The 25,596-nt window shown below is 58.9% G+C and carries 27 protein-coding genes and 1 other RNA gene; 13 read left to right on the top strand and 15 right to left on the bottom strand.

Features of this window, described 5'->3' with window-relative positions:
- Positions 1–5 precede the first annotated feature (5 nt).
- The gene (gene glpT, locus AAGQ88_RS25775) at positions 6–1,355 is read right to left on the bottom strand and encodes a glycerol-3-phosphate transporter (protein ID WP_285426555.1); all 1,350 of its coding nucleotides are present in this window, start codon (positions 1,353–1,355) and stop codon (positions 6–8) included.
- Between the two features lie 328 nt (positions 1,356–1,683).
- Between glpT and AAGQ88_RS25770 the strand changes: the two genes are divergently transcribed.
- Positions 1,684–2,340: an energy transducer TonB gene (locus AAGQ88_RS25770; protein ID WP_342653982.1), complete on the top strand. Its 657-nt coding sequence runs from the start codon at positions 1,684–1,686 to the stop codon at positions 2,338–2,340.
- A gap of 166 nt (positions 2,341–2,506) precedes the next feature.
- Here AAGQ88_RS25770 and AAGQ88_RS25765 read toward each other — a convergent pair whose 3' ends face one another.
- From AAGQ88_RS25765 to AAGQ88_RS25750, 4 genes are all read right to left on the bottom strand, one after another.
- Complete coding sequence (locus tag AAGQ88_RS25765) at positions 2,507–3,376, bottom strand: hypothetical protein (RefSeq protein ID WP_342653981.1); 870 nt, start codon at positions 3,374–3,376, stop codon at positions 2,507–2,509.
- A 44-nt stretch (positions 3,377–3,420) separates the two neighbouring features.
- Positions 3,421–3,705 (bottom strand): bacteriocin immunity protein, encoded by a 285-nt coding sequence (locus tag AAGQ88_RS25760; protein WP_285426558.1) that lies wholly within the window; start codon positions 3,703–3,705, stop codon positions 3,421–3,423.
- Positions 3,692–5,245, bottom strand: coding sequence for an S-type pyocin domain-containing protein (locus tag AAGQ88_RS25755; RefSeq protein WP_342653980.1), 1,554 nt, complete (start codon positions 5,243–5,245; stop codon positions 3,692–3,694). Before AAGQ88_RS25755 ends, AAGQ88_RS25760 begins: the two co-directional genes overlap by 14 nt.
- A 191-nt stretch (positions 5,246–5,436) precedes the next feature.
- Positions 5,437–6,414, bottom strand: coding sequence for an NADPH:quinone oxidoreductase family protein (locus AAGQ88_RS25750; protein WP_342653979.1), 978 nt, complete (start codon positions 6,412–6,414; stop codon positions 5,437–5,439).
- Between the two features lie 135 nt (positions 6,415–6,549).
- On the opposite strand from AAGQ88_RS25750, the gene AAGQ88_RS25745 reads away from it, so the two are divergent.
- A complete protein-coding gene (locus AAGQ88_RS25745; protein WP_093465955.1) occupies positions 6,550–6,960 on the top strand; it encodes a flagellar basal body-associated protein FliL in 411 nt (136 codons plus the stop codon).
- 84 nt (positions 6,961–7,044) lie between these two features.
- On the opposite strand, the gene AAGQ88_RS25740 is transcribed toward AAGQ88_RS25745, so the two are convergent.
- A complete protein-coding gene (locus AAGQ88_RS25740; protein WP_093465953.1) occupies positions 7,045–7,494 on the bottom strand; it encodes an EVE domain-containing protein in 450 nt (149 codons plus the stop codon).
- A 194-nt stretch (positions 7,495–7,688) separates the two neighbouring features.
- Here AAGQ88_RS25740 and AAGQ88_RS25735 point away from each other — a divergent pair, with 194 nt between their 5' ends.
- Entirely contained in the window at positions 7,689–7,838 is a 150-nt protein-coding gene (locus AAGQ88_RS25735) for a hypothetical protein (RefSeq protein WP_093465951.1), read from the top strand.
- Between the two features lie 124 nt (positions 7,839–7,962).
- Here the strand turns inward: AAGQ88_RS25735 and AAGQ88_RS25730 are convergent, their stop codons facing one another.
- The 4 genes from AAGQ88_RS25730 to AAGQ88_RS25715 form a co-directional block, all read right to left on the bottom strand.
- The gene (locus tag AAGQ88_RS25730) at positions 7,963–8,589 is read right to left on the bottom strand and encodes a 5-formyltetrahydrofolate cyclo-ligase (protein ID WP_342653978.1); all 627 of its coding nucleotides are present in this window, start codon (positions 8,587–8,589) and stop codon (positions 7,963–7,965) included.
- Between the two features lie 99 nt (positions 8,590–8,688).
- A non-coding RNA gene (ssrS, locus tag AAGQ88_RS25725) (6S RNA) lies at positions 8,689–8,867 on the bottom strand.
- Positions 8,868–8,898: 31 nt separating this feature from the next.
- On the bottom strand, positions 8,899–9,216 hold the full coding sequence (locus tag AAGQ88_RS25720) for a cell division protein ZapA (RefSeq protein WP_093465947.1): 318 nt from the start codon (positions 9,214–9,216) through the stop codon (positions 8,899–8,901).
- On the bottom strand, positions 9,213–9,422 hold the full coding sequence (locus tag AAGQ88_RS25715) for a TIGR02449 family protein (protein ID WP_062379587.1): 210 nt from the start codon (positions 9,420–9,422) through the stop codon (positions 9,213–9,215). Before AAGQ88_RS25715 ends, AAGQ88_RS25720 begins: the two co-directional genes overlap by 4 nt.
- 149 nt (positions 9,423–9,571) lie before the next feature.
- On the opposite strand from AAGQ88_RS25715, the gene AAGQ88_RS25710 reads away from it, so the two are divergent.
- The 8 genes from AAGQ88_RS25710 (at position 9,572) to gcvH (ending at position 18,628) form a co-directional block, all read left to right on the top strand.
- Positions 9,572–10,123, top strand: coding sequence for a YecA family protein (locus AAGQ88_RS25710; RefSeq protein WP_285426563.1), 552 nt, complete (start codon positions 9,572–9,574; stop codon positions 10,121–10,123).
- Positions 10,124–10,202: 79 nt separating this feature from the next.
- Complete coding sequence (gene pepP / locus AAGQ88_RS25705) at positions 10,203–11,537, top strand: Xaa-Pro aminopeptidase (protein WP_342653977.1); 1,335 nt, start codon at positions 10,203–10,205, stop codon at positions 11,535–11,537.
- Entirely contained in the window at positions 11,534–12,721 is a 1,188-nt protein-coding gene (gene ubiH / locus AAGQ88_RS25700) for a 2-octaprenyl-6-methoxyphenyl hydroxylase (protein ID WP_342653976.1), read from the top strand. Before pepP ends, ubiH begins: the two co-directional genes overlap by 4 nt.
- Before the next feature lie 49 nt (positions 12,722–12,770).
- Positions 12,771–13,991, top strand: a complete 1,221-nt coding sequence (locus AAGQ88_RS25695) for a 2-octaprenyl-3-methyl-6-methoxy-1,4-benzoquinol hydroxylase (RefSeq protein ID WP_342653975.1) — start codon at positions 12,771–12,773, stop codon at positions 13,989–13,991.
- Between the two features lie 190 nt (positions 13,992–14,181).
- A complete protein-coding gene (locus AAGQ88_RS25690) occupies positions 14,182–15,183 on the top strand; it encodes an extracellular solute-binding protein (RefSeq protein WP_342653974.1) in 1,002 nt (333 codons plus the stop codon).
- A 141-nt stretch (positions 15,184–15,324) separates the two neighbouring features.
- Positions 15,325–16,941, top strand: coding sequence for an iron ABC transporter permease (locus tag AAGQ88_RS25685; RefSeq protein WP_342653973.1), 1,617 nt, complete (start codon positions 15,325–15,327; stop codon positions 16,939–16,941).
- A 155-nt stretch (positions 16,942–17,096) separates the two neighbouring features.
- Positions 17,097–18,179, top strand: a complete 1,083-nt coding sequence (gcvT, locus tag AAGQ88_RS25680; RefSeq protein WP_285426568.1) for a glycine cleavage system aminomethyltransferase GcvT — start codon at positions 17,097–17,099, stop codon at positions 18,177–18,179.
- Positions 18,180–18,244: 65 nt separating this feature from the next.
- Positions 18,245–18,628, top strand: a complete 384-nt coding sequence (gene gcvH, locus AAGQ88_RS25675; RefSeq protein ID WP_285426569.1) for a glycine cleavage system protein GcvH — start codon at positions 18,245–18,247, stop codon at positions 18,626–18,628.
- A gap of 123 nt (positions 18,629–18,751) precedes the next feature.
- On the opposite strand, the gene AAGQ88_RS25670 is transcribed toward gcvH, so the two are convergent.
- The 4 genes from AAGQ88_RS25670 to AAGQ88_RS25655 all read right to left on the bottom strand — a co-directional run bounded on the left by AAGQ88_RS25670 (position 18,752) and on the right by AAGQ88_RS25655 (position 21,592).
- On the bottom strand, positions 18,752–19,069 hold the full coding sequence (locus tag AAGQ88_RS25670; protein WP_074754503.1) for a DUF2388 domain-containing protein: 318 nt from the start codon (positions 19,067–19,069) through the stop codon (positions 18,752–18,754).
- Between the two features lie 79 nt (positions 19,070–19,148).
- Positions 19,149–19,595 (bottom strand): NfeD family protein, encoded by a 447-nt coding sequence (locus AAGQ88_RS25665; RefSeq protein WP_342653972.1) that lies wholly within the window; start codon positions 19,593–19,595, stop codon positions 19,149–19,151.
- A gap of 2 nt (positions 19,596–19,597) precedes the next feature.
- On the bottom strand, positions 19,598–20,536 hold the full coding sequence (locus tag AAGQ88_RS25660) for an SPFH domain-containing protein (RefSeq protein ID WP_285426571.1): 939 nt from the start codon (positions 20,534–20,536) through the stop codon (positions 19,598–19,600).
- Positions 20,537–20,683: 147 nt separating this feature from the next.
- Complete coding sequence (locus tag AAGQ88_RS25655) at positions 20,684–21,592, bottom strand: LysR substrate-binding domain-containing protein (protein ID WP_342653971.1); 909 nt, start codon at positions 21,590–21,592, stop codon at positions 20,684–20,686.
- Between the two features lie 161 nt (positions 21,593–21,753).
- Here AAGQ88_RS25655 and AAGQ88_RS25650 point away from each other — a divergent pair, with 161 nt between their 5' ends.
- Entirely contained in the window at positions 21,754–22,524 is a 771-nt protein-coding gene (locus AAGQ88_RS25650; RefSeq protein ID WP_342653970.1) for a glucose 1-dehydrogenase, read from the top strand.
- A gap of 14 nt (positions 22,525–22,538) precedes the next feature.
- Positions 22,539–23,585 carry an L-idonate 5-dehydrogenase gene (locus AAGQ88_RS25645; RefSeq protein ID WP_342653969.1) on the top strand — a complete coding sequence of 349 codons (1,047 nt, stop codon included), beginning with the start codon at positions 22,539–22,541 and terminating at the stop codon, positions 23,583–23,585.
- A gap of 121 nt (positions 23,586–23,706) precedes the next feature.
- Here the strand turns inward: AAGQ88_RS25645 and AAGQ88_RS25640 are convergent, their stop codons facing one another.
- Positions 23,707–25,491 carry a GspE/PulE family protein gene (locus tag AAGQ88_RS25640; protein ID WP_285426575.1) on the bottom strand — a complete coding sequence of 595 codons (1,785 nt, stop codon included), beginning with the start codon at positions 25,489–25,491 and terminating at the stop codon, positions 23,707–23,709.
- Between the last annotated feature and the right edge of the window lie 105 nt (positions 25,492–25,596).

The raw sequence follows: 25,596 nt of genomic DNA, 5'->3' as shown, positions 1-25,596 counted from the left end.
CCGTTTTACGCCGCAGCCTCACGCGACTGACTCGCCACGCGTGTGTGCTTGAGTGTCGGCGCCAGGAACACGATCGACAGCACGCACGCAGCCACCAGCATGATGAAGCCGCCGTCCCAGCCGAAGTGGTCCACGGTGTAACCCATCAAAGCACTCGCAGCCACCGAACCACCCAGATAACCGAACAGCCCTGTGAAGCCCGCCGCAGTGCCTGCCGCCTTTTTAGGAGCGAGCTCCAACGCTTGCAGGCCGACCAGCATGACCGGTCCATAAATGAGAAAGCCGATAGAGATCAATGCAACCATGTCGATGGTCGGGTTACCCGGCGGGTTGAGCCAGTAAACCAGAGTGGCGACAGTCACCAGCAGCATGAACACAATGCCGGTCAGGCCGCGATTGCCCCGGAATATTTTGTCCGACATCCAGCCGCACAACAGCGTGCCGGGGATGCCTGCCCACTCATAGAAAAAGTACGCCCAGGACGTCGTGTCTACCGTGAAGTGCTTGGCTTCCTTGAGGTAGGTCGGTGCCCAGTCCAGCACGCCATAGCGCAGCAGGTAAACGAACACGTTAGCCAGTGCGATATACCAGAGCATCTTGTTGCGCAGCACGTATTTAACGAAGATTTCCTTGGCGCTGAATTCTTCCTCGTGGCTCGCATCGTAGCCTTCCGGGTAGTCGTTCTTGTACTCCTCAACCGGCGGCAAGCCAACCGATTGCGGGGTGTCGCGCATGGTGATGAAGGCAAACAGTGCGACGAACAAGGCCACTGCTGCAGGGACGTAGAACGCCGCATGCCAGTCGTTGGTCCAGCCCAGGCCCAGCAGGAACAGCGGACCGATCAGACCGCCGCCCACGTTGTGGGCCACGTTCCATACCGACACCACGCCGCCGCGCTCTTTCTGCGACCACCAGTGCACCATGGTCCGGCCACTCGGCGGCCAACCCATGCCCTGAGCCCAGCCGTTGATGAACAGCAGAATGAACATAATGGTCACGCTCGACGTCGCCCAAGGCGCGAAGCCGAAGACGAACATGACCAGCGCGGAAATCAGCAAGCCGAACGGCAGGAAATAGCGCGGATTGGAGCGGTCGGACACCAGCCCCATCAGAAACTTCGACAGGCCGTATGCGATGGCAATGGCCGAAATCGCCACACCCAGCTCACCACGCGTATAGCCCTGATCGATCAGATAAGGCATTGCCAGCGAGAAGTTTTTGCGCAGCAAGTAATAGCCCGCGTAGCCGAAGAAGATACCGGCGAAGATCTGCCAGCGCAGGCGACGGTAGGTTTTATCGACGCGCTCGGCAGGCAGCGGAGCCTGATGCGCGGCTGGGCGGAAGAAGGCAAACATCGAGACACTCCAGTTTTTGTATTGTTATGCGAAAGTGAATATTACATTTTCATTACAGAAAATAGGAAGGCTTCTCATCGGGAAATATCCCGATTTCAGGCGCGTTGGCGTGTTGGATTACGAACATGGCGCGGATGTGTAACTGGGTGTTCGGCGTTTAGGATCGGTCCTACTTGCGTACAGGAAGCGATAACCTTAACCGGGCGTCAGGGAGCGCCTACCATCGCCGCCGTCTGCCGAAAGGTGTCTGGATGTCGAGGAAGCTGTGCGGTTATTTGCGTTCATTCTGTTGTTGCTTTGCGCCTTGGAAGTTCATGCACGGGAGCCATTGACTGCCGTATTTGCCCCCAAGCCCGAGTTTCCTCCCGATTTGGCAGAAGCTCGGTACGCCGGCAAGGTCCGGGTCAGGCTCACCGTGGGGCCGAGCGGCACCGTGCAGGCCACACGTGTCGTCGAGAGCGGGCATCCCGAGCTGGCCCTCGCCGTTCAGCGGGCGGTAGTGCAATGGCGCTTCAAATCCTGGAATGCACAGGGCAGCGGACCCAATAAAGAGGAATTCATGGTACTGGTCCTGTTCGGCGCTCGCGGCATCGAACCTTTCTCGCGCGAGATCACGGTCGGCCTGAACCAGACGCTCTGCGCGTACCTGAACCATGAGATCAAGGCCAGCAAACGAGACTTTCCCGAGGCGCCGCTGAGCGACGTTGACGTCTTCTGGTACATGGCTGAATTTCTTGCCAGCGACTACGTGGCGTCGAGAGTGCCTGATGAAAACCAGCGCAATGCGTTACTCGTGCAATTCAAGAACTCGATTCCACAAGTCGCCACCCTCTGTCGGCGCAAGCCGAACAGCCGCTATGCCGATCATTTGCCCGAGGCCATTCGCAGGTTGATGCTGAACCTGGCAACAGATGAGAACGCCCGGTCAGAAGTAGGAAGTATGAGGTTGACTGAGGATGTTTTGATTGGAAATATCCATGCCTAGGTTCAGGCGCTGGCGTTGATAAATAAATAAGCGCTCAACGTACGGTATACGCAGGTGTTGCCAACGAAGGCGCTTATTTCATGTTTTGCTCATCTCCCCTGTTGGGGCAGGCGAAACGGAGATCAGATCTACGTTTCGCTAATGGCAAGTGTTACTAGGCAAGCCTTTATCGGGCCATCTGGACGGTATCCTCAGGAGTCTTCAGATAAGGGCTGATTGCAGAGGCATACTCAATCACCGCAGCATCGATGCTCTGTTTAAGTACCAATGTTGCGCGGTCAATCTCCGCCATCGCTGCAGGACCTGGCATGAATGCGATTTCAACCACTGAGGTGTTTATAGCGGTCTCGCTAAAAGAAGGCTCAATGGTGAACGCTGCTTCAAGAGGTTGCTCCGTTATCACAGGGACTAATTCCAGCGTAAATCGGGCTTCCTGTAGTGCAGCTTCCTGTGCCTTCTGTTCTGCTAACGCTTGCGCCGCAGCATACGCCTGTTGCTCCGCAAGCTGTCGGGCGGCTGATTTCGCCGCCTCTTCGGCTTGATGTTGAGCCAATTGACGGGCAGCTTCATCTGCCATACGTTGAGCATGCATACGTGCTGCCTCTTCAGCCTGACGTTGGGCTAGCTTCCGGGCTGTTTCTTCTGCTTGGCGTTGGGCAATTCGAGCTGCATGCACTGCTCTTTCATGCGCCTCCTGCTCAAGGTTTGCCTGCAAGGGCGCAAGGTTATCCATGAAAATCTGCAAAGATTTGACGATCTCGTGAGTAACCCAGCGCGAAAATGGTTGATGAGCAGGACCGCTGAGAAGTGAGAGGTCGTTAGATTGCAGCATGTCGGAAATCAAGCTGGCCATTTCGCCATGTGGCGGCAAAGGCTCAAACCGTGCTCGCTTCTGCGCGATCAGGTCATGCGCGATTGCTCGGTGATGTGTGACGAGCAGGAGAGGCGCCATACCAGCGGTATGCCCGGCGCGGGCAATCAGCTCTGAGCGAACGGCATTAGGCAACAGATTAAGTTGATGAGTGACTTCGTACATGTATAAGACTTCCTTGTTTGTATGGTTATATTTGACGTGTCGGGTTAATCATCTTCACGCTTGAATCCAGGCTTGCCATTCGCCGCTCGCCATTGTTTCACCTCTTTCAGTATACCTTTCGGGCTGTCCTCTTGGCCCTCCTTGGGATAGAAGATAACGTCCGATCCTTCCGGATGTTCTGTAACCTTTTTGAAATGTTCGACAAATTTTTCTACTCGCTTACCGAAATCGCGACCCTTTAAATTATCAGGGTTAGCCATCATCGCTTCCAAAAAGGCCAAGAATTCGCTTTCAGTATACTCTTCTATCGTGTCTTTAAAGAGATTCATGCTGGGTTTTTCCATGGTAAGTGATGTGAGCGCTAGGGGTCATTATAACCATATTGGAAAAGTCGTACACTTCGCCACCTTTTGCTACTTCTTCAATATGATGTATCTCAAATTTTTTGCGCCCGCCGCGCTGATCTGCTTCCTTAGCAAATGGCGCGTCCCCGTTCAACATTAGGCTGAGATTTTGTTTAGAAAAATCCCCGCTAAGGATCGTATCAGTGGCAACTTCTGCCCAAATGGCTTCTCGCATTTTATTAAAGTCTGAAAAACGTTGACCTCTCAGTCTGTCTGCAATTTTTGAAGGGATAGGAGCTCCTTGTGTATTTGTGCAGTCACCTAGCCATATTCCTGTAACTGGCTGGCCATAGCCACTTGCAATCCCCGGAATTTGCCGAGGATTCTTGAAATAAACATATGGGTTTTCGAGTCCTAACTCAGCCGGTAGGTCGATTATATAATCGTCCGGCTCCGCAGTTTGCTCGGGATGTAAATTAAGCTGAGGAACTGCAGGAGTGCTTTCGGCGCCCGGGTATGCAGGCGTGTCTTGGTAGGTTGCTGGTAAGGTCGTCGAGCTACTCGTTGGCCGGATCTGCGGGGTCCAAGTGAGCGAAGGAATGGTCTCGCCATCTCGTGTGAAGTTGTAAGTGTTCGTATGTGGATCGTAAACGGCTGGCCGAACACGCACCTTCGATCCAACAAGAACTCCATCAGCCTTGTGCCATTCTAGTCGAGTGCCCTGAGCGTCAGGCATTAGTCGGTGAGTTACATCGACTGTTCCCTTTTTGCCTGCAATAAACAGGAGGTCAGCATTCAATGCTCCCAACTCAGAGGCGGGAGTTGTGAATACTTGCGGGAACCTCTCGGCGGGGTCAAGACCCGACGGGTAAAGAGCGGCGAGGAGTGGTAATTGCCTGCCTAATGTATTTATAGCGTTGTTGATAAAAAACTTTTTTGTCAAATCGGTTGCCCTTTCCAGCACACCTGGAGCCTCTATTGTCGGTGCGTTAGGGCTTGCGATCGCTGACCAAAATCGCTTTGCATCGGAAGTACGCTTTACATGTTCTGCTGCATCAGTTCTTAGCTTTTCGGCTTTTGCGAATTTGGCAGCTGAATTCGCCTCATCAGCTAATTTCTCCGCTTTTATACGTGCGGAGTCTTCAGCATCACGCTTTAAACTTTCCTGCGCCGCCTTTCGGGCTTGCTGTTCTGCTAGCTCGGCAGCGGCCTTTTCAACCTGAAGTCTAGCGAGTTCGTTCGTCTGATGCTCTATTGCCCGCGCAGCGGCTTCTGCGTCTCTCTTCGTGACTTCGGCAGCCATGATAGCCGCTGCTTTTTTTTCCCTCGCAGCTTCGGCCTCTCTTACCCAAATCTCATGAAGCCAGAATGAAATAAAGTCGCTGTTATCAAAATCTTGACTCAGGAAATCTCCCCTGCTGCTCAGTCCATATCCAGCAGGCAAATTTCTGTGCGAACCACTGTTAGGATCAGAACGTGAGGCTTGAGGCTGGCCCCAATTTACAACTATGTTTTTCTCGCCCATACAGTTTTCTCCTGTTAGCTGTATGGGGGATACGTAACCTGATTTTTATAAAATATTTACATATATATTTATGTTAGGATCTATCTGCTTTCGTGGTAGGGGTTAGTGGCTTCCTTGCTGACCCCCAATGTTGTTAAATCTAAAATCTACAGAAGAAATAGCAGCGGTAGATTCGCTTTCGAATGGTGAATTTACCTCACCCCAATCACTACCTTCCCAACCGCCTTCCTCTGACCCAACGAATCAATCGCTTCCCCTGCCTCTTCCAGCGGATAAACCTTCGAGACCAGCGGCTTCAACTTCCCTTCGCTATACCACTTGAACAGTTGTTGAAAATTAGCCGCGTTGTCCTGGGGCTGGCGCTGGGCGAATGAGCCCCAGAACACGCCGACTACTGAGGCGCCTTTCAGCAAGGCGAGGTTCGCGGGGAGGTCGGGGATTCGCCCGCTGGCGAAGCCGACGACGAGGAGGCGGCCATTCCAGGCGATGGCGCGGATGGCCTGGTCGAAAAGGTCGCCGCCAACGGGGTCGTAGATGACATCGACACCGTTTCCGTTGGTCAGGCGCTTGAGTTCGTCTTTGAGGCTGGATTCGCTGTAATTGATCAGCTCGTCTGCGCCTGCGTTTCGGGCGACTTCGAGTTTGTCGGCGCTGCTGGCGGCGGCAATGACGCGGGCGCCCATGGCTTTGCCAATTTCCACTGCGGCCAGGCCGACTCCGCCTGACGCGCCGAGCACGAGGAGGGTTTCGCCTGGCTGCAGGTTGGCGCGCTGTTTGAGTGCGTGCATCGACGTGCCGTAAGTCATGCTGAAAGCGGCAGCTGTGGTGAAGTCCATCGCCTGCGGAATAGGCAGTACGTTGTACCCGGCGACGGCGATCTGCTCTGCGAAACTGCCCCAGCCCGTGAGGGCCATGACTCTGTCGCCGACTTTCAGATGACTCACCTTCTCTCCGACGGCGGCCACGACGCCGGAAGCTTCTCCGCCAGGTGAGAAGGGGAAGGGCGGTTTGAACTGGTATTTGCCTTCGATGATCAGGGTGTCCGGGAAGTTGACCCCGGCAGCGTGCACGTCCAGAAGGATTTCGTTTTTCTTCGGTTCAGGCGCCGGAATGTCTTCCAGCACCAGATTTCTGGCAGGACCGAAGGCTTTGCAGAGCACGGCTTTCATCGAGGGCTATTCCTTTTCCGGTGATGGCCGATAAGTGTAGGTAGCGGGGTTGTCGGGTCAATGAGCATGCCCCGGCCTGATAGGTGTGCATAAGCTGCAGTAAGCTATGCGTCGAACCGGATTGAGGAGTGGACTGTGAAAGCGTGGATTCTGATGTTGTTGGCGTTGTCGATGCCTGTGGTGGCAATGGCCGAAGAGGGCGGTGAGAAGGATGACCCGAACAAGGTCTCTTACGTGGCGCTGACGCCACCGTTCGTGGGCAACTACGCGCTGGATGGCAGTCCGAAGCTGCATGTTTACAAAGCTGACGTCGCCTTGCGCGTGACGGGCGCCGAGGCGCAGAAACTGGTGAAACAGAACGAGCCGCTGATCCGCAATCAACTGGTCGCGCTGTTCACACAGCAGACGGTCGACAGCATGAGCAATGTCGAAGCCAAGGAAAAGCTGCGTCAGGAAGCCCTCAAGCAGACGCAGGAAGTACTGACCCAAGAGACCGGCAAGCCTGTCGTTGACGATCTGCTGTTCAACAACTTTATTGCGCAATGACGCATTCAGTTGTGTAAGCGCCCCTGATGGGATAAGCAACGAGGCGGTCGGCGTGTTGCTGCTGGCATCGAGCGTTCAGGCGCCTCAGCGCAATGCCAGCACTGCGGCCCATTGATCGGCCGTCACTGGCATGACCGATAGCCGACTGCCTTTTTGCACCAGCGGCAGCTGTTCGAGCGCGGTCTGTTGTTTCAGAAAACCGAGGCTGAGAACGCGTGGAAAGGTTTCGACGAAAGCCACGTCGATGGCGCTCCAGGGATTCTTTTCCTGAGATGCTTTGGCGTCGAAGTAGTGGCTCTTGTCATCAAGTGCGGTGGGATCCGGATACGCGGCCTGGATGATTTTGCCGATGCCGGCGATGCCTGGCTCCGGGCAGCTTGAGTGATAGAAAAAGAACTCATCACCCACTGCCATCGCGCGCAGAAAATTACGTGCCTGATAGTTGCGGACGCCGTCCCAGCGGGTCTGGCCAAGTTTTTGCAAACCGGTAATCGAGAGCTCATCGGGCTCGGATTTCATCAGCCAATAGGCCATTTTTGTGGCTCCTGAATGGGGTCTGGACAGTTTGTCCTACGCTTTTATGACAACCCGACGGTCGGTTGACGCCAGTATTTGCGTGTTGCGTCACGTTGTCGGAGAATGCCGGGATTTTAAGGGCTACACCGTTACGCGGCCCACTCAAAACGTCGCGAACGTCGAGTTTTTGATTCGCTAAAGGGGAGCAATCAATGCAACGCAAGCCGGATTTACTATGGATTTTGGCTATTTTGTTCGGCTTGGGTATTGTCACCACCGGTTACGCGCAGAGTCTGTGGGCCGCGAAGGCGGATGCGCCGGTTGAAGTCACTCAGCAACAGCAGCAACAGTCCCGCCGCTAGTTCTCTCAGGCATTCCTTTTTTGTAGGAGCGCGCTTTCCCGCGATGGGGCCTGCGCGTTTGCTGCGCGTGTGCTGCCTGAGTGATTTTCGAGGGCTGGCGCGCGCCTGCAAAGTCAAAACTGGATCAGGCTATGTACCAGCGCTTGTCCGACACCGTTCCCTGCAGCGGCACATCCCAACTGGCGACGGCCAGTCTTGCGACCTTCTGACATTCATGAGCCAGACCGAGTAACACCGGTTTCTGCCAGGCCTTGCGTCGACCCTGATAGGCCAGGCTGCGATCGTAGAAGCCGCCACCCATTCCCAGTCTGCCGCCCTGATCATCGAACCCCACCAGCGGCATCAGAATCAGATCCAGCGCCCAGATCTTGCGCTGCTGTCGGGGATTGATGTGCGGCTCCGGAATCCGGAAGCGATTGGGTCGCAGCTTCTCGCCACGACGCACGCGCTGAAAGACCATCTTGGTCCGCGGCCATGCGCTGAGCACCGGCAGATAAGTCGCTTTGCCACGGCGTTGAGCTTCACGCAGCAGCAACTGCGGGTCAATTTCACCGTCCATCGGGAGATAAAGAGAAACGTGCCGTGCGCGACGAAAAAGCGGGTTTTGCGCAAGCTGACGATACAAACCTTCAGCCGCCTGTCGCTGTTGTGAGCGCGTCAATGCACGACGAGCCTTGCGTAACTGGCGTCGCAGTTGAGGGCGGGTAAGGCTGGAAACATCGGTCAGGGAGTCGGCGCCAGAAGAAGTCATGCAGGCGGGTCCGTGAGACATTTGAGGGCGATGGGTGAATCAGGTCCGATTCACGATCCCACCGCCAGACATGGCGTCTGGCGTTGGGTAGAAGATTCGAGACTCCCCGACGAACCGCTGTCGGTGTAGCCCTTGAACCCGAAAGTTCAAGGTGGAGATTGCAGGAGGCTTTAAGGCTTTCCGTCGAGCGGACATGCACACCAACCCCAACGTGCAACCCCCGTGGTTGTGCGTATCGGCTCAGGGACATGACCGACTGGCAAGCACTCCAGGGAGCGGTCGCAAGTATACCGAATCATGTCGGAACAATCAGCCTTGTGCTTTTGGCTCATCCGTGGCAAGGACCAGATCCACACGGTCCAGAAGGTCGCGCACCTGCTCGCGGGTCGAGCCGCTGGTCTGCGCTTCAGGCAATTCCTGCTTGTGCAGAAGATCGTGGGTGATGTTCAGTGCAGCCATCACTGCAATTCGGTCGGCACCGATGACTTTGCCGCTGCTGCGGATTTCGCGCATCTTGCCGTCCAGGTAACGCGCAGCGCTGACCAGATTGGTGCGCTCCTCTTGTGGGCAGATGATCGAATATTCTTTGTCGAGGATCTGCACGGTGATGCTGTTGCCATTACTCATGAGTCTTGCTCCAGGGCCTTGAGGCGCGAAATCATGGACTCGACCTTCTGCCGGGCGATTTCGTTCTTTTCAATGAGGTGAGCGCGTTCCTCGCGCCAGGTTTTTTCCTGAGCTAATAGGAGTCCGTTTTGACTTTTTAGTTGCTCGACACGATTGATCAATAACTCCAGTCGAGCCATCAGCGCTTGCAGGTCGTTGTCTTCCATTGTTTTCCACTGATTACTTTCAGATGAGTGGTGCAGGAGCTGGCGTCTGGACCGCCTTGGAATATCGCCGGATAGCTTGGGCGCATCTGCCGGTGCTACGATACAAGGCCTTCATTCTAGACATTGCGCCGCTTGGCGCCTAGTTGCCCATGCCTAATCAGAATTCCCCGTATAACGCATTCGCCACTCTGCTCAACGGCAGTGGCCATCCCGTGTCACCTGCCGAATTGCAGGGCCTGTTGCTGGGCCGCAGTTGCGCCGGTGCCGGTTTTGACGCCGATGACTGGATTGCCGACGCGCTCCTGCTCCTTGAAACAGAACCTGAGGCCAACGTGCGTCAGGCCCTGATTGGCCTGCAGGAAATGGTAAAAAACGAACTGACCGGCGACGACATGGCGGTCGTGCTTTTGCTGCCCGGTGACGATGAGTCGCTGGCGGCCCGTACCGCAGCGATAGGCCAGTGGTGCCAGGGTTTCCTCAACGGCTTCGCCCGGGTTGGCGGCCAGTCACTGAGCGAAGACGCCAGGGATGTGTTGCAGGATCTGGCGGCCATCGCCCAGATCCAGGACGCGCTGGAAGAGTCCGAAGACGGCGAAAGCGACTACATGGAAGTCATGGAATACCTGCGCGTTGCCCCCTTGTTGCTGTTCACCGAGTTCAACAAGAAAGCGGCCCCTGAAGCGAAGCCTTCTTTGCATTGATCGCACCCGTTACCAGCCGGTCGGCGTCGCTCGCCAGCGCCTCCGGCCAGTTTGCCCACCCGGAGGACCGCACTTGCCCATGATCCGCATCCCGAAAGCCGAATATGCCCGTCGTCGCAAGGCGCTGATGGAACAGATGGAGCCCAACAGCATTGCTATTCTGCCAGCAGCTGCGGTGGCTATTCGTAATCGTGATGTCGAACATGTGTACCGCCAGGACAGCGACTTCCAGTACCTGAGCGGCTTTCCCGAACCTGAGGCCGTGATCGTGCTGATTCCGGGCCGGGAATATGGCGAGTACGTGTTGTTTTGCCGCGAACGCAATCCCGAGCGTGAGTTGTGGGATGGCCTGCGAGCCGGCCAGGACGGCGCGATCCGTGACTTCGGCGCCGACGATGCCTTTCCGATCACGGACATCGACGACATCCTGCCGGGCCTGATCGAGGGCCGCGACCGCGTGTATTCATCCATGGGCAGCAACCCCGAATTCGACCGCCATGTGATGGAGTGGATCAACGTCATCCGCTCCAAGGCGCACCTGGGCGCTCAGCCGCCGAAGGAGTTCGTTGCGCTGGATCACCTGCTGCATGACATGCGCCTGTATAAATCGGCAGCGGAAGTGAAGGTCATGCGCGAGGCGGCGCAGATATCGGCGCGAGCGCATGTGCGCGCCATGCAGGCGAGCCGGGCCGGTTCGTATGAGTTCAGCCTGGAAGCCGAACTGGATTACGAATTCCGCAAGGGCGGGGCGAAGATGCCAGCCTACGGCTCCATCGTCGCCTCAGGCAAGAACGCCTGCATCCTGCATTACCAGGAGAATGACGCAGCACTCAAGGACGGTGATCTGGTGTTGATCGACGCCGGCTGTGAAATCGACTGTTACGCCAGCGACATCACGCGGACTTTCCCGGTGAACGGCAAGTTTTCCGCTGAACAGAAAGCGATCTACGAGCTTGTTCTCAAGTCGCAGGAAGCTGCGTTTGCAGCGATCAGGCCCGGTAATCACTGGAACCAGGCGCATGAGGCGACGGTGCAGGTGATCACCGCCGGGCTGGTGGAATTGGGGTTGCTGCAGGGCGAGGTCGATGAACTGATCGCCGCCGAAGCGTACAAAGCTTTTTACATGCACAGGGCCGGGCACTGGCTGGGCATGGATGTGCATGATGTCGGCGAGTACAAGGTCGGCGGCGAATGGCGAGTGCTTGAGGTTGGCATGGCGCTGACGGTCGAGCCCGGGATTTATGTGTCGCCGGACAATCAAAGCGTCGCCAGGAAATGGCGTGGAATCGGCGTACGAATCGAGGACGATGTCGTGGTGACCAAAAAAGGTTGTGAAATCCTGACAGGCGACGTACCCAAGACCGTCGCCGAAATCGAGGCCCTCATGGCCGCAGCCCGAACTCAAGCCGCATGAGCCGTTTTAATCTGGCAATTGTCGGCGGCGGCCTGGTTGGCGCCAGTCTCGCTCTGGCCCTGCAGGCCGGGGCGAAAGAGCGAGGCTGGAAGATCGTGATGATCGAACCGTTCGCTCCCGGCGACACGTACCAGCCCAGCTACGACGCCCGTTCTTCGGCGCTGTCGTTCGGGGCTAGGCAGATTTACGAGCGCCTCGGCTTGTGGCAGCAGATCAGCCGCCGGGCCGAGCCTATTCTGCAGATCCAGGTGTCCGACAAGGGTCGATTTGGGGCGGCTCGTTTGTCCTCAATGCAGGAAGGCGTGCCGGCGCTGGGTTACGTCGTCGAGAACGCCTGGCTGGGCCAGTGCCTCTGGCAGGGCCTGGACAGCGATGTGATCAGTTGGCGCGTGCCGGCCGAGGTGAAACAGATGCAGGCGCTGGCCGACGGTTATCGCCTCACGCTCAGCGATGAAACCCAAGTGGACTGCGACCTGGCGGTGCTCGCCGACGGCGGTCGTTCCAGCCTGCGCGAGCAGCTGGGTATCGGCGTTCGGACCACGCCTTATGACCAGAGCGCGTTGATTGCCAATATCACGCCGGGCGAGGCGCACTGTGGTCAGGCGTTCGAACGCTTCACCGAAGACGGCCCGATGGCGTTGCTGCCGCTGCCGGAAAACCGTTGCGCGCTGGTCTGGACCCGCACGGGTAACGACGTGCAGCGGCTGATGGCGCTGGATGATCGCAGTTTTCTCAACGAATTGCAGGGCGTGTTCGGCTACCGGTTGGGCGCGCTGAAACAAGTGGGCGTGCGCCATGCTTATCCGCTCTCGCTGATCGAGGCTGAGGAGCAGGTGCGCTCGCATCTGGTGGTTCTGGGCAACGCCGCACACAGCCTTCATCCGATTGCCGGACAGGGCTTCAATCTTTCCCTGCGCGACGCTGCTTCCCTCGCCGAGGCGCTGCTGGCCAGCGATGCGACGCCGGGTGATCTGGCGACTTTGCAGAACTACCGCGACCGCCAGCGTCTGGATCAAAAGCTGACTGTCGGCTTCTCCGACCAGGTCACGCGCCTGTTCGGCAGCCAGCAGCCCGTGATCACGGCGGGTCGCAATCTGGGGCTTCTCGGTCTGGACCTGTTGCCTTCGGCCAAGAGCTGGTTTGCTCGCCAAGCCATGGGCCTGGGAACACGAGCCGATGTCTGAGCCCTTCATCCATACGTGGCACTTGCCCAACGCGAGAACGATTTAAAGCATGGAAACGCGCGCAGATCTGCTGATTGTCGGGGCCGGAATGGTCGGTAGCGCTCTTGCGCTGGCGCTGCAAAACAGCGGATTGAACATCCTCGTCGTGGACGGCGGCCCCCTGACCGTGAAGCCCTTCGATGACAACGCCGCTTTCGAACCGCGTGTCAGTGCGTTGTCGGCTGCCAGTCAGCGGATTCTCGAGCGATTGAACGTGTGGGAAGGCGTTGTCTCGCGCCGCGTCAGCCCTTATGCCGACATGCACGTCTGGGACGGAAGCGGCACAGGCAATGTGCACTTCTCCGCCTCCAGCGTGCACGCCGATGTGCTGGGGCACATTGTCGAAAACCGTGTCGTGCAGGACGCCCTGATCGAGCGCTTGCATGACAGCGACATCGGCCTGCTGGCGAATGCGCGGCTGGAGCAGATGCGTCGTTCCGGCGACGACTGGCTGCTGACACTGGCGGAGGGCCGCACCTTGCGCGCGCCCCTGGTGATCGCTGCCGATGGTGCGAATTCGACGGTACGACGCATGACCGGTACCGCAACGCGCGAATGGGACTACATGCATCACGCTATTGTCACCAGCGTACGCACGGCTGATTCCCACCGAAAAACCGCGTGGCAACGCTTCACCGATGACGGCCCGCTGGCCTTTTTGCCACTCGAGCGCGAGGGCGAGCATTGGTGTTCGATTGTCTGGTCGGTGACGCCCGCCGAGTCAGAGCGCTTGATGAAGCTGGACGACGAGGCTTTTTGTCGTGAGCTGGAGCAGGCGTTCGAGGGATGCCTTGGGCACGTCATTTCAGCCGACCCGCGCCTGTGTGTGCCCCTGCGTCAGCGGCACGCCAAGCGCTATGTCGCTGAGGGCCTGGCGCTGATTGGCGATGCGGCGCACACCATTCACCCACTGGCGGGACAGGGCGTCAACCTGGGTTTCCTCGACGCCACAGTGCTCGCCGAAGTGCTGCATGCCGCAGCCGCGCGGGGTGAGCGGCTGGCAGATGAGCGAGTGCTGAGTCGCTATGAACGTCGACGCATGCCGCACAACCTGGCGTTGATGGCGGCGATGGAGGGCTTCGAGCGGCTGTTCCAGGCCGACGCCTTGCCTGTGCGCTGGCTGCGCAATACGGGCCTGAAACTCGTCGATCAGTCTGCAGAAGCCAAGGCGATGTTCGTGCGCCAGGCGTTGGGATTGAGCGGGGACTTGCCAGCGTTGGCCAGGATCTGAACAGATTCCGACACCGGCGATGGCGGATGCATTGAAGGCTCCGAAAGCAAGCTCGCTTCCCTGAACGATGCATTGCAGGGCATCTGGCAAAAAAAAGCGTGGTCCGTAACATCTGGTAACGGCTGGGTCCGGACTTCGTTGATGCGATTCACTACCATTTCGCCTCATTTCTCAAAAACGAGGCCCCCGCATGCTGGCGAGCAAGCGTATTCTGGCTGCCCTGATACTGACCGTGCTCGGCGGAACCGCTCAGGCCGCGGACGACATCGTGGTGTATTCCTCTCGCATCGACGAGCTGATCAAACCGGTGTTCGATGCTTACACCGCCAAAACCGGCGTCAAAGTGAAGTTCATCACCGACAAGGAAGCGCCGCTGATGCAGCGCATCAAGGCCGAGGGGCAGAACGCGACGGCCGATCTGCTGCTGACCGTCGACGCGGGCAACCTCTGGCAAGCGGAACAAATGGGCATCCTGCAGCCCTTCACCTCACCTGTCATCGACGCGAATATCCCGCCGCAGTACCGATCTTCCACCCACAGCTGGACTGGCCTGAGCCTGCGCGCTCGCACCATTGCGTACTCGACCGACCGCGTGAAGCCTGAAGAGCTGACGACTTATGAAGCGCTGGCGGACAAGCAGTGGGAAGGGCGTTTGTGCCTGCGCACCGCGAAGAAGGTCTACAACCAGTCGCTGACCGCGACGCTGATCGAAACCCACGGCGCCGAGGCATCGGAAAAGATCCTCAAAGGTTGGGTCAATAACCTTTCCACCGATGTGTTCTCTGACGACATAGCAGTGCTTGAAGCGATCAACGCCGGTCAGTGCGACGTCGGTATCGTCAACACGTATTACTACGGCCGGCTGCACAAACAGAACCCGGATCTGGCTGTGCGTCTGTTCTGGCCGAATCAGTCGGATCGTGGCGTGCACGTCAATCTGTCGGGCATCGGCCTCACCAAATACGCGCCGCATGCAGAGGCGGCCAAAGCGCTCGTCGAGTGGATGACAGGGCCGGAAGCACAGGCGATTTTCGCGGGCACCAACCAGGAATTCCCGGCCAATCCTAAAGTGGCGCCTTCCGAGGAGGTGGCCAGTTGGGGCGCGTTCAAAGCCGACACCATTCCGGTGGAAGTCGCCGGACGGCGTCAGGCCGAAGCGATTCGAATGATGGATCGTGTGGGCTGGAATTAACTCCGTACGCCACCTAACTGTAGGAGTGAGCTTGCTCGCGATTGCTTGTGTTCAGTGCCAACTGCATTGATTGACATGACCCAATCGCGAGCAAGCGCACTCCTACAGGTTCGTAACCAAGCCAAATCGAGATTCTCCCCCTTGGCCCATCCCGCCCAGCGTCGCTGGTATCCCCTGGTTTTCACCGTCGCTGCACTGGTGCTGCTGCCCCTGAGCGTGCTGCTGTTCTCCTGGCAGACCATCGACCACGAAATCTGGTCGCATCTGTGGGAAACCCAGATGCCGCGGTTGTTGGGCAACACGCTGGCACTGGTCGTCGGGGTCGGGCTTGGCGTGACGCTGCTGGGTGTGAGCCTGGCTTGGCTGACTGCGTTGTGTGAGTTCCCGGGGCGGCGCTGGCTGGACTGGGCGCTGATGCTGCCGTTCGCGATTCCGGCCTACGTGCTGGCGTTCGTTTTCGTCGGGCTGCTCGACTTTGCCGGCCCCGTGCAGACCCTGATGCGTGAATGGTTTGGCAGCGGAGTTCGCCTGCCGCGCGTGCGCTCCACCGGCGGCGTGATCATCGTGCTGGTGCTGGTCTTTTATCCTTACGTTTACCTGTTGGCGCGCACGGCGTTTCTGGCACAAGGCAAAGGCCTGATGGAAGCCGCGCGCGTACTGGGACAATCGCCGTGGCAGGCGTTTTGGCGTGTCGCGTTGCCAATGGCGAGGCCCGCGATCGGCGCCGGGGTTGCGCTGGCGCTGATGGAAACCCTGGCGGATTTCGGCGCCGTGTCGGTGTTCAATTTCGATACCTTCACCACGGCGATCTACAAGACCTGGTACGGCTTCTTCAGCCTGTCGAGCGCGGCTCAACTCGCAAGCTTGCTGCTGCTGGCGGTGATGGTCGTGCTGTATGGCGAACATCGGGCGCGAGGTGCAAGCCGGCCAGTCAACGAGCGGCCGCGCGTCAAGGCGCTGTATCACCTGCACGGCATCAAGGCGATCGCGGCGAGCACATGGTGTGGTCTGGTGTTCGCCTGCGCATTTGTGGTGCCTTTGCTGCAACTGATCGTCTGGGTCTGGCAGCGTGGCCGCTTCGATCTGGATGAGCGTTATAGCGGCCTCATTCTGCATACGGTTTATCTGGGCGGTATCGCGGCGCTGGTGACCGTCTGCGTCGCCATGATGCTGGTATTCGCCCGACGTCTGGCGCCCACTCGGGCCATACGCTCGGGGGTGAGTCTGGCCAATATCGGTTACGCGCTCCCGGGATCGGTACTCGCTGTGTCCATCATGCTGGCGTTCAGTTATCTCGACCGCGAACTGGTCGTCCCGCTGTCCCAGTGGATGGGCGGAGCAGGCAGACCGTTATTGCTCGGCAGCCTGGCGGCGCTGGTGCTGGCCTATCTGGTGCGCTTCATTGCAGTCGCGTATGGCCCGCTCGAAAGCAGCCTCTCCCGCATCCGGCCATCGTTACCCGAGGCGGCACGCAGCATGGGCGTCAGTGGCCCGCGATTGTTTTTCAGGATTTATCTGCCGCTGCTGGTTCCAGGCACGCTGAGTGCGGCGCTTCTGGTGTTCGTCGATGTGCTCAAGGAAATGCCTGCCACCCTGCTGATGCGCCCGTTTGGCTGGGACACGTTGGCGGTGCGCATTTTTGAAATGACCAGTGAAGGCGAGTGGGCCCGCGCCGCATTGCCGGCCCTGACGCTGGTGCTTGTCGGTTTACTCCCGGTGATTGGCTTGATCAGACGTTCGGCAAGACCGATCGGCTAGGTGCGGGGTCACTACCTTGCGGCTACAATGCGCCGCAATCGACGTGGTCTGTCAGACAATTCCGCAAATTAGCAGAGGTATGAGACCCCAAGTCACGGGGGATTTGCCGATGTCGTGTCTGACTGCGTCTTCGCCAAGCCCGGAAGGAGAAACCCATGGGACAGCGTACGCCCCTCTTTGACCTGCACCTCGCGCTGGGCGCGAAGCTGGTCGATTTTGGTGGTTGGGATATGCCGTTGCACTACGGCTCACAGGTCGAGGAGCACCATCAGGTGCGCCGCGACTGTGGGATTTTCGACGTGTCGCACATGCACGTCATCGACGTATCCGGCAGCCAGGCCAAAGCCTGGTTGCAGCACTTGCTGGCTAATGACGTCGGCAGACTGCAGCACACAGGGCGCGCGCTTTACAGCGCGATGCTCGACACCCGGGGCGGTATCGTCGACGACATGATCGTCTACCTGACCGACGCGGGTTATCGGCTGGTGGTCAATGCCGCCACCGGCGCTAAGGACTTGGCGTGGATGAACGCTCATCTCGACGGTTTCGACGTGCATCTGACGCACCGCTCCGAACTGGCGATGCTGGCGATTCAGGGGCCCAATGCCCGGCAGAAGATCGCCGAACTGGTCACCCAGTCCCGCGCTGAACTGATCCACACCCTGCGACCGTTCGAAGGTCAGCAAGAAGGCGACTGGTTCATCGCGCGCACGGGGTACACCGGCGAAGACGGCCTGGAAATCATCCTGCCTGCCGAGCAAGCCTGCAGTTTTTTCAACGACATGGTCGGCGCCGGTATCTCGCCGATAGGCCTGGGCGCGCGTGACACGCTGCGTCTGGAAGCCGGTATGAATCTGTACGGTCAGGAAATCGACGAACAGGTGTCGCCCCTGATTTCCAACATGGCCTGGACCATCGCCTGGCAGCCCGAAGACCGTGACTTCATCGGCCGTACCGCGCTCGAGTCGGAAAAAGCCAGCGGCGTTGCCTCAAGGCTCGTGGGTTTGGTGCTCGAAGAACGAGGTGTTCTGCGGGCGCATCAGGTTGTCCGAATAGCGGAAGTTGGCGAAGGAGAGATCACCAGTGGTAGTTTCTCTCCTACGCTAAGCAAGTCGATTGCCTTGGCGCGTGTCCCGATGGCGACTGCCGACCGTGCCGAGGTGGAGATTCGCGGCAAGTGGTACCCGGTTCGTGTGGTTCAGCCAACGTTCGTGCGCCATGGCAAGGCCCTGATTTAATAACCGTTCAAAGCAACCCCTGGCGGGTTTCTCCGCTGACCTGATGATGTAGAGAGGATAAAAACATGAGTGATATTCCCGCCGAACTGCGTTTTGCCGAAAGCCATGAGTGGGCAAAAAAAGAAGGCGACCTGATCGTTGTCGGTATTTCCGATCATGCGCAGGAAGCGCTGGGCGACGTGGTATTCGTAGAGCTGCCAGAGATCGGTAAGGTCTTCGCGGCTGGCGATGCTGCTGGCGTTGTGGAATCCGTAAAAGCCGCCTCCGACATCTATTCTCCAGTTGCCGGCGAAGTGGTTGAAGTCAACGAAAGCTTGGGCGACGCGCCGGAAGAGCTGAACAACACGCCTTACCAGTCGTGGATTTTCAAGGTCAAGCCAAGCAATGCTGACGCCGACCTGGCCAAGCTGCTGGACGCTGCCGGTTACAAGGCCGCCATCGGCGAGTAAGCCAATGCGCAAGCGTGCCGACAGGCGATGATCGCTGATACGAAAATGCCGCCCCTGAGGGCGGCATTTTTTATGACACGATGATCCTGATGTTGCGAGCAAACGAGCTCGCGCTCAACGGGATCACTGCTCGGCGACGAGGTTCTTCGCCAGAATCGCGTTTGCCAGATCCATGTCCGAAGCATTCAGGCCTGGGTTGTCTTTGCGTACTTGATCCATGGCTGCTTCCAGGTACGGGCCACGGATGGCGCCGTTGCTGGCGACGAAGCTGCCTGCGTCATCCTGAGCGGCAACGATCAGTTTGTGATGCCGAAAGGTGAGGTAGGTAGAGCCGGTGGTTGCACCGGAAGAGATGACGTCGCGCAGGAAGCCGTCAGCCATTGCTGAACCGACAGGCAGGGAAAGCAGAGCTAACGTGGCTACAGCAAGTTTTAGACGCATGACGGGGTACTCCGACTTTTGGGTTGTTCTGACACGATTTGATACGTCCGCCTGCGAGGTAGTTCCGTGGCCCGAAAACTCAAGCCGCTTCGACTTTCAAAATAACGCCGTCCTGCGCGACCACGCGCACTTGCGCGCCTGCCGGTGCATCAGGCCCGACGACCATCCAGACACCATCGCCGACCTTGATTTTGCCGCGTCCGCTGACAATCGCGTCGTGCACTACGAAGGTCCGGCCGATCAGTTCCGTACCACGCAGGTTCAGTCCCGGCTGATCCGACTGGCGCAGAACGTTGCGCTGACGCCGCCACCAGTACAGCGCGGTCAGCACCGACAGCACGGCGAACAGCAGAAACTGCAGCTCCCAACCCATGTCCTGAAACACGTACGTGAGAATGCCGACGCCGGCGGCGGCCACGCCGATCCACAGCAGATAACCGCCTGCGCCGAACACTTCCAGAATCAACAGCACGGTGCCCAGCGCCAGCCAGTCCCAAAACGACAGATCGTTAAGATATTCCCACATGGTCAGACTCGCTTTCCGGCTTCAGGCCTGGGCGTGTCGAAGGTGGCCTTGACGATTTCGCCGATCCCGCCAATCGCGCCGATCATCTGGCTGGCTTCCAGCGGCATGAGGATTACCTTGCTGTTATTGGCTGAAGACAGTTTGCCCAGCGCATCGATGTACTTCTGCGCGACGAAATAATTGATGGCCTGTACGTCGCCGGCGGCAATCGCTTCGGAAACTACTTGCGTCGCCCGAGCCTCGGCTTCGGCCTGCCGTTCCCGTGCCTCTGACTCGAGGAACGCCGCCTGCCGTTCGCCTTCGGCTTCCAGGATCTGTGCCTGCTTCTTGCCTTCGGCAGTCAGAATGGCCGATGCCCGCAGGCCTTCTGCTTCAAGAATCTGCGCGCGCTTGATGCGCTCGGCTTTCATCTGGCCCGACATTGCCGCCATCAGATCGGCAGGCGGGCTGATGTCCTTGATCTCGATGCGGGTAATTTTGATGCCCCAGGGCGCCGTCGCTTCATCGACGATACGCAACAGGCGTTCGTTGATCCCGTCGCGCTGACTGAGCATGGCGTCCAGCTCCATCGAGCCCAGCACTGTGCGGATGTTGGTTTGAAGCAGGTTGCGAATCGCATGCTGCAGGTTGTTCACCTCATAAGCCGCTTGCGCGCAGTTGACCACTTGATAGAAGCACACGGCGTCGATCTGCACCGTGGCGTTATCCGAGGTGATGACTTCCTGCGGCGGGATGTCCAGCACGGTCTCCATCATGTTGATCTTGCGCCCGATGCGGTCCACGACCGGCACGATGATGTTCAGACCAGGCTTGAGCGTGTTGGTGTACCGTCCGAACCGTTCGACCGTCCATTGATACCCTTGCGGCACGACCTTGACGCCCATGTAGACGATGGCGAGAGCCAGCCCCACGAACAGAAAAACCACAATACCGATTTGCATGACCTGTCCCTGTTGATTGCTGCTGCGTGAATGGTGTGCTGCACCATAAGCCGCCCGGAATTCGCCGCGCGAATGTTTCGTGTATCAAACCGCAACACTGGCGCCACCAGCGCAGCCGACCCATGAGCCGCTTTTAGCGGCGCACGGTCAGACGATGCCGGAATCCGCCTGGCTATGGGTGAAGAATAGCTCGCGCATGAGCTCGAAGACCGTGGTCTTCACGGCGGTGTCGAGAGACGTCCACGCCAGGCCTGTCGCTGCCCGATAGTCCCCCAATCGCAGTGGGCGCGATACGACATTCGGTGGCAGGGCGCTGGCGGCGAGGTGAGGCAGCAAGCCAATCCCCAGTCCCGCCGAGACCAGCGCCAGCATGGTGGTGAATTCGCCCAGTTCGTCAGCAACTTCCAGCCGACTGCCCTGTTCGGCGATCGCCCGCATCACGCCATCGTGAAAGCCCGCCGCGTAGCGACGCGCCAACACTAGCACCGGCCATTGCGCGAGCGCGTCGACGTCGATGACCGCATGCTCAACCAGTGGGTGATCGCAGGGCAGTGCCACGACGATCGATTCTTGCAGCACCACGCGCGTCTGGACTCCAGCGTGTGGCGCGGGGAGGCGCAAGAGGCCAAAGTCCAGCTGGCCGTTTTTCAGGGCATGAATCTGATCCGGGCCGGGCATGTCCTTGAGCTCCAGCGCGATACCGGGAAACCGCTGATGCGCCGCGCGGATCAGTGTGGGCAGCAGCTGTGGCAGGACCGACGAAACAAAACCCAGGCGGATCCGCCCCGATTCTCCTCGGCCAAGCCCTCGCGCCACGTCAGCGCAATGCTGTGCCTGATGCAGCGTCACCCGCGCCTCGTCAAGAAACAGCTGACCCACTTGCGTCAGCGTCACCGAGTGACGATTGCGATCCAGCAGTCGCACGCCGAGCCATGTTTCAAGCGCTTTGATTTGCATGCTCAATGCCGGTTGGACGATGGCCAGCCGCTGTGCAGCCCGTCCGAAATGCAGCTCTTCAGCCAGCGTGACAAATGCCCGTAAATGCTTGAGTTCCATATCCGCTCGTTTGGTCATCAAAATCAATGATCAGCCCATCAGCAATGAGCATTGGACGCTGTCGGCTGCCTGAGCTGAAGTTAGGCAGTCGGATGATGCGTCGTCATCCGCCTCATCACAACAGATGATCCCACTCATAGCCGCATAAAAGGGGTGACAACATGGCTGTTCTGGAGAGTTTTCGACTGGACGCAAGGGTTGCGCTGATCACTGGCTCAAGTGCCGGAATCGGTTTCGCTATCGCGCGCGGACTGGCTGAGGCGGGCGCAACCGTGGTGCTCAACGGGCGCAATGCCGACACGTTGCAATCAGCGGCAGCCGCACTGGCCGGCGAAGGCCACGACGTCCACTCGCAATGCTTCGATGTCACCGACAGTGCAGCCGTCGGCGCTGCGATACAGGACATCGAGAGTCGCGTCGGGCCGCTGGATATTTTGGTGAACAACGCCGGCATGCAGCGGCGCGGCCCGCTGGAGCAGTACGCAGAAACCGACTGGCGCGAGTTGATGCGGACCAATCTGGACAGCGCATTTCTTGTGGGGCAGGCCGTCGCACGCTGCATGATTCCAAGAGGCCGCGGGCGCATCATCAATATCTGTTCGGTGCAGAGCGAACTGGGTCGGCCCGGCATTGCGCCTTACGCTGCGAGCAAGGGCGCGTTGAAGATGCTGACCAAGGGCATGGCCATCGATTGGGGCCCGGCTGGCTTGAACGTCAACGGAATCGGCCCGGGCTATTTCAAGACCGAACTGAACGCGGCGCTGGTTGCCAACCCTGAATTCAGCGACTGGCTCGTCCAGCGCACGCCGAGTCGCCGCTGGGGCGAGGTGTCCGAACTGGCGGGAGCAGCGGTTTTCCTGGCGTCCGATGCGTCGAGCTTCGTCAACGGCCACATTCTTTACGTCGACGGCGCCATCACGGCGTCGCTGTAAACCGGAGATACTTCATGCAAGCCATTGTTTGCCACGCCCCCAAGGACCTTCGCATTGAAGACGCGGGTGACGCGTTGCCGCTCGCTCCCGGTCAGTTGCGCGTACGCGTGGCCCGAGGCGGGATCTGCGGTTCTGATCTCCATTACTATCAGCATGGCGGTTTCGGTGCGGTACGCCTGAAGGAGCCAATGGTGCTCGGCCATGAAATCTCGGCGGTCATCGAAGAAGTCGGCAGCGCACAGGAGTGCTTCACGGCAGGGCAGCGGATTTCCGTTTCGCCTTCGCGACCTTGCGGGGGCTGCAAGTACTGTCACGAAGGGATGCCGAATCATTGCCTCAACATGCGGTTCTACGGCAGCGCCATGCCGTTTCCACACGTTCAGGGCGCTTTTCGCGAGAGCCTCGTGATCGAAGCCAGTCAGGCTCACCTGCTCGCGCCGACGACGACCCTGGCCGAAGGCGCGCTGGCTGAGCCGTTGTCGGTCGGTCTGCACGCGATTCAGCGAGCGGGCGGCGTGTTCGGCATGCGGGTGCTGGTGACCGGATGCGGTCCGATTGGCAATCTGCTGATTGGCAGCTTGCGGGCAGCGGGCGCGGCGCAGATCGTCGCGGCGGATCTGAGCGACAGTGCGCTGGAGTGCGCCCGGCGGATGGGCGCCAGCGAGACGCATAATCTGCGCGATGAGCCCCAGGCGCTGGCGCGCTACACCGCCGAGAAAGGCCATTTCGATGTGATGTTCGAAGCGTCCGGCAGCGCCCAGGCGTTGCGCGACGGCCTGACCTGCGTTCGTCCGCGAGGCGTTATCGTCACAGTGGGTCTGGGAGGCGATGTTTCCATTCCATTGAATCTGGTCGTTGGAAAAGAGATTGATGTGCGGGGCACTTTTCGCTTTCATGCCGAGTTCGCTCAGGCGGTCGATCTGCTCAACCGCAAACTGATCGACGTGACCCCGGTGATTTCCCACACCCTTGCGTTTGGCGAAGCCGTGCAGGCTTTTGAGCTGGCGGGCGACAAGCAGCAGGCCATGAAGGTCGTGCTGGATTTCGGAGTGCGCGATTAATCGGCGGACTGTGCTCGTAAGCTTTGAGCGCGCCTGTCCGCGATGGCGAGGTGTCAGGCGACGAATCGTGCCTGACAATGCGATGGCGGACTTTGCGTGCTGGCTGGTGATCGACCTTGGATCAGCGTTGTTCGCTTTGCGGCGTGACGCGCAAGACTTCCTCGACGGTCGTGAGCCCGACCGCCACCTTCTGCGCACCCGATAACCGCAAACTGCGCATCCCGTCCTTGAAACCTTGTCGGCGCAGGGCCGTCAGGTCCAGATCGGCCGCGATCAGCGACTTGACGGCGTCAGACATCAGCATGATTTCATAAACGCCGGCGCGCCCTCGATAACCGGTGTCCCGACATTCCGCACAACCCACGGCACGATGCGCTCCGCTGGGGACCGGCGCCTGCCAAGGGCGCGTCAGTGTCTGCCAGTCGGCCTCGTTGATCTCCACCGGGGCTTTGCAGTGCGGGCACAGCGTGCGCACCAGACGCTGCGCCATCACGCCCAGAATCGTCGCTTTGAGCAGATAGTGCGGCACGCCCAGTTCCAGCAGACGACTGATCGCGCTGGGGGCATCGTTGGTGTGCAATGTCGACAGCACGAGGTGACCGGTGAGTGCGGCCTGAATTGCCATTTCGGCTGTCTCCAGGTCGCGAATCTCACCGATCATGATGATATCCGGATCTTGCCGCATTAACGCGCGCACGCCGCTGGCGAAGTTGAGGTCGATGTTGTGCTGCACCTGCATCTGATTGAACGCGGGTTCGACCATTTCTATCGGGTCTTCGATGGTGCACAGGTTCACCTCCGACGTCGCCAGCTTTTTCAGCGTGGTGTACAACGTCGTGGTCTTGCCGGATCCGGTGGGGCCGGTCACCAGAATGATGCCGTTTGGCTGATGCGTCATGCCCTCCCAGCGTCGCAAGTCGTCGCCGGAAAAGCCCAACTGATCGAAGTCCTTGAGCAGCACCTCGGGGTCGAAGATCCGCATCACCATCTTCTCGCCGAACGCGGTCGGCAGCGTCGACAGGCGCAGCTCAACCTCACCGCCATCGGGCGTCTTGGTCTTGACCCTGCCATCCTGCGGCTTGCGCTTCTCGGCGACGTTCATCCGGCCAAGGCTTTTCAGGCGACTGGTAACGGCCATCGTCACCTGTGGCGGAAATTGATAAACATTATGCAGCACGCCGTCGATGCGAAACCGCACAGTGCCGGCCTCGCGACGAGGCTCGATGTGGATATCGCTGGCGCGCTGCTGGTAGGCGTACTGGAACAGCCAGTCCACGATATTGACGATATGCGCGTCGTTCGCATCAGGTTCCTGATCGCTGGCACCGAGCTTGAGCAATTGCTCGAAGTTGCCCAGATTGCTCACTTTTTGATCACTTGCGCTGGCACCGCTCACCGATTTCGCCAGTCGATAGAATTCTACGGCCAGTTTCTGCACGTCCACCGGGTTGGCGACCACACGCTTGATCGGCATTTTCAGCACGTGCGTCAGGTCTGCTTCCCACGCGTTTACGTAAGGCTGCGCACTGGCGATGGTGACGGCGTCGCGATCAACGGCGACGGCCAGAATCTTGTGCCGCTGCGCGAAGGCATAAGACATCAATGGCGTCACGGCGGCGACATTGATCTTCAGCGGGTCGATGCGCATGTAAGGCTGGCCGGCCTGTTCGGCGAGCCAGGCGGTGAGGGTTTCCAGATCGAGCTTCTTGCCGGGTCGCTTGAGATTGTCGAACTGCTGGACGCCAATGAATTCAAGCGGGTGGGTATGCACGTTCTGAGCAGTTCGGCGCAGATTCAACGCATAGTCGGCGTTATCCTGGTCCAGATAACCTTGAGCGACTAGGTCGCGCAGCAGTTCGTTCAGATCCAGCCAGCGGTCCTGGGAGGATGGGGCGAGGACGGACATGCGGGCTCCTTTGGACGATACGGCTTACTTCGGTAAGCAAGAGTAGTCCCAAGCGTGCCAGTTGTTGCGTCCTGCAGGTAGCGAAGCGTTGCCAATATTTTCGGC

Origin of the sequence: Pseudomonas sp. F3-2 (assembly GCF_038804275.1) — a bacterium.
In the GTDB taxonomy this organism is placed as follows: domain Bacteria; phylum Pseudomonadota; class Gammaproteobacteria; order Pseudomonadales; family Pseudomonadaceae; genus Aquipseudomonas.
Note: the sequence above shows the minus strand (reverse complement) of the source record. Positions and strands in the feature narration are given on the sequence as shown.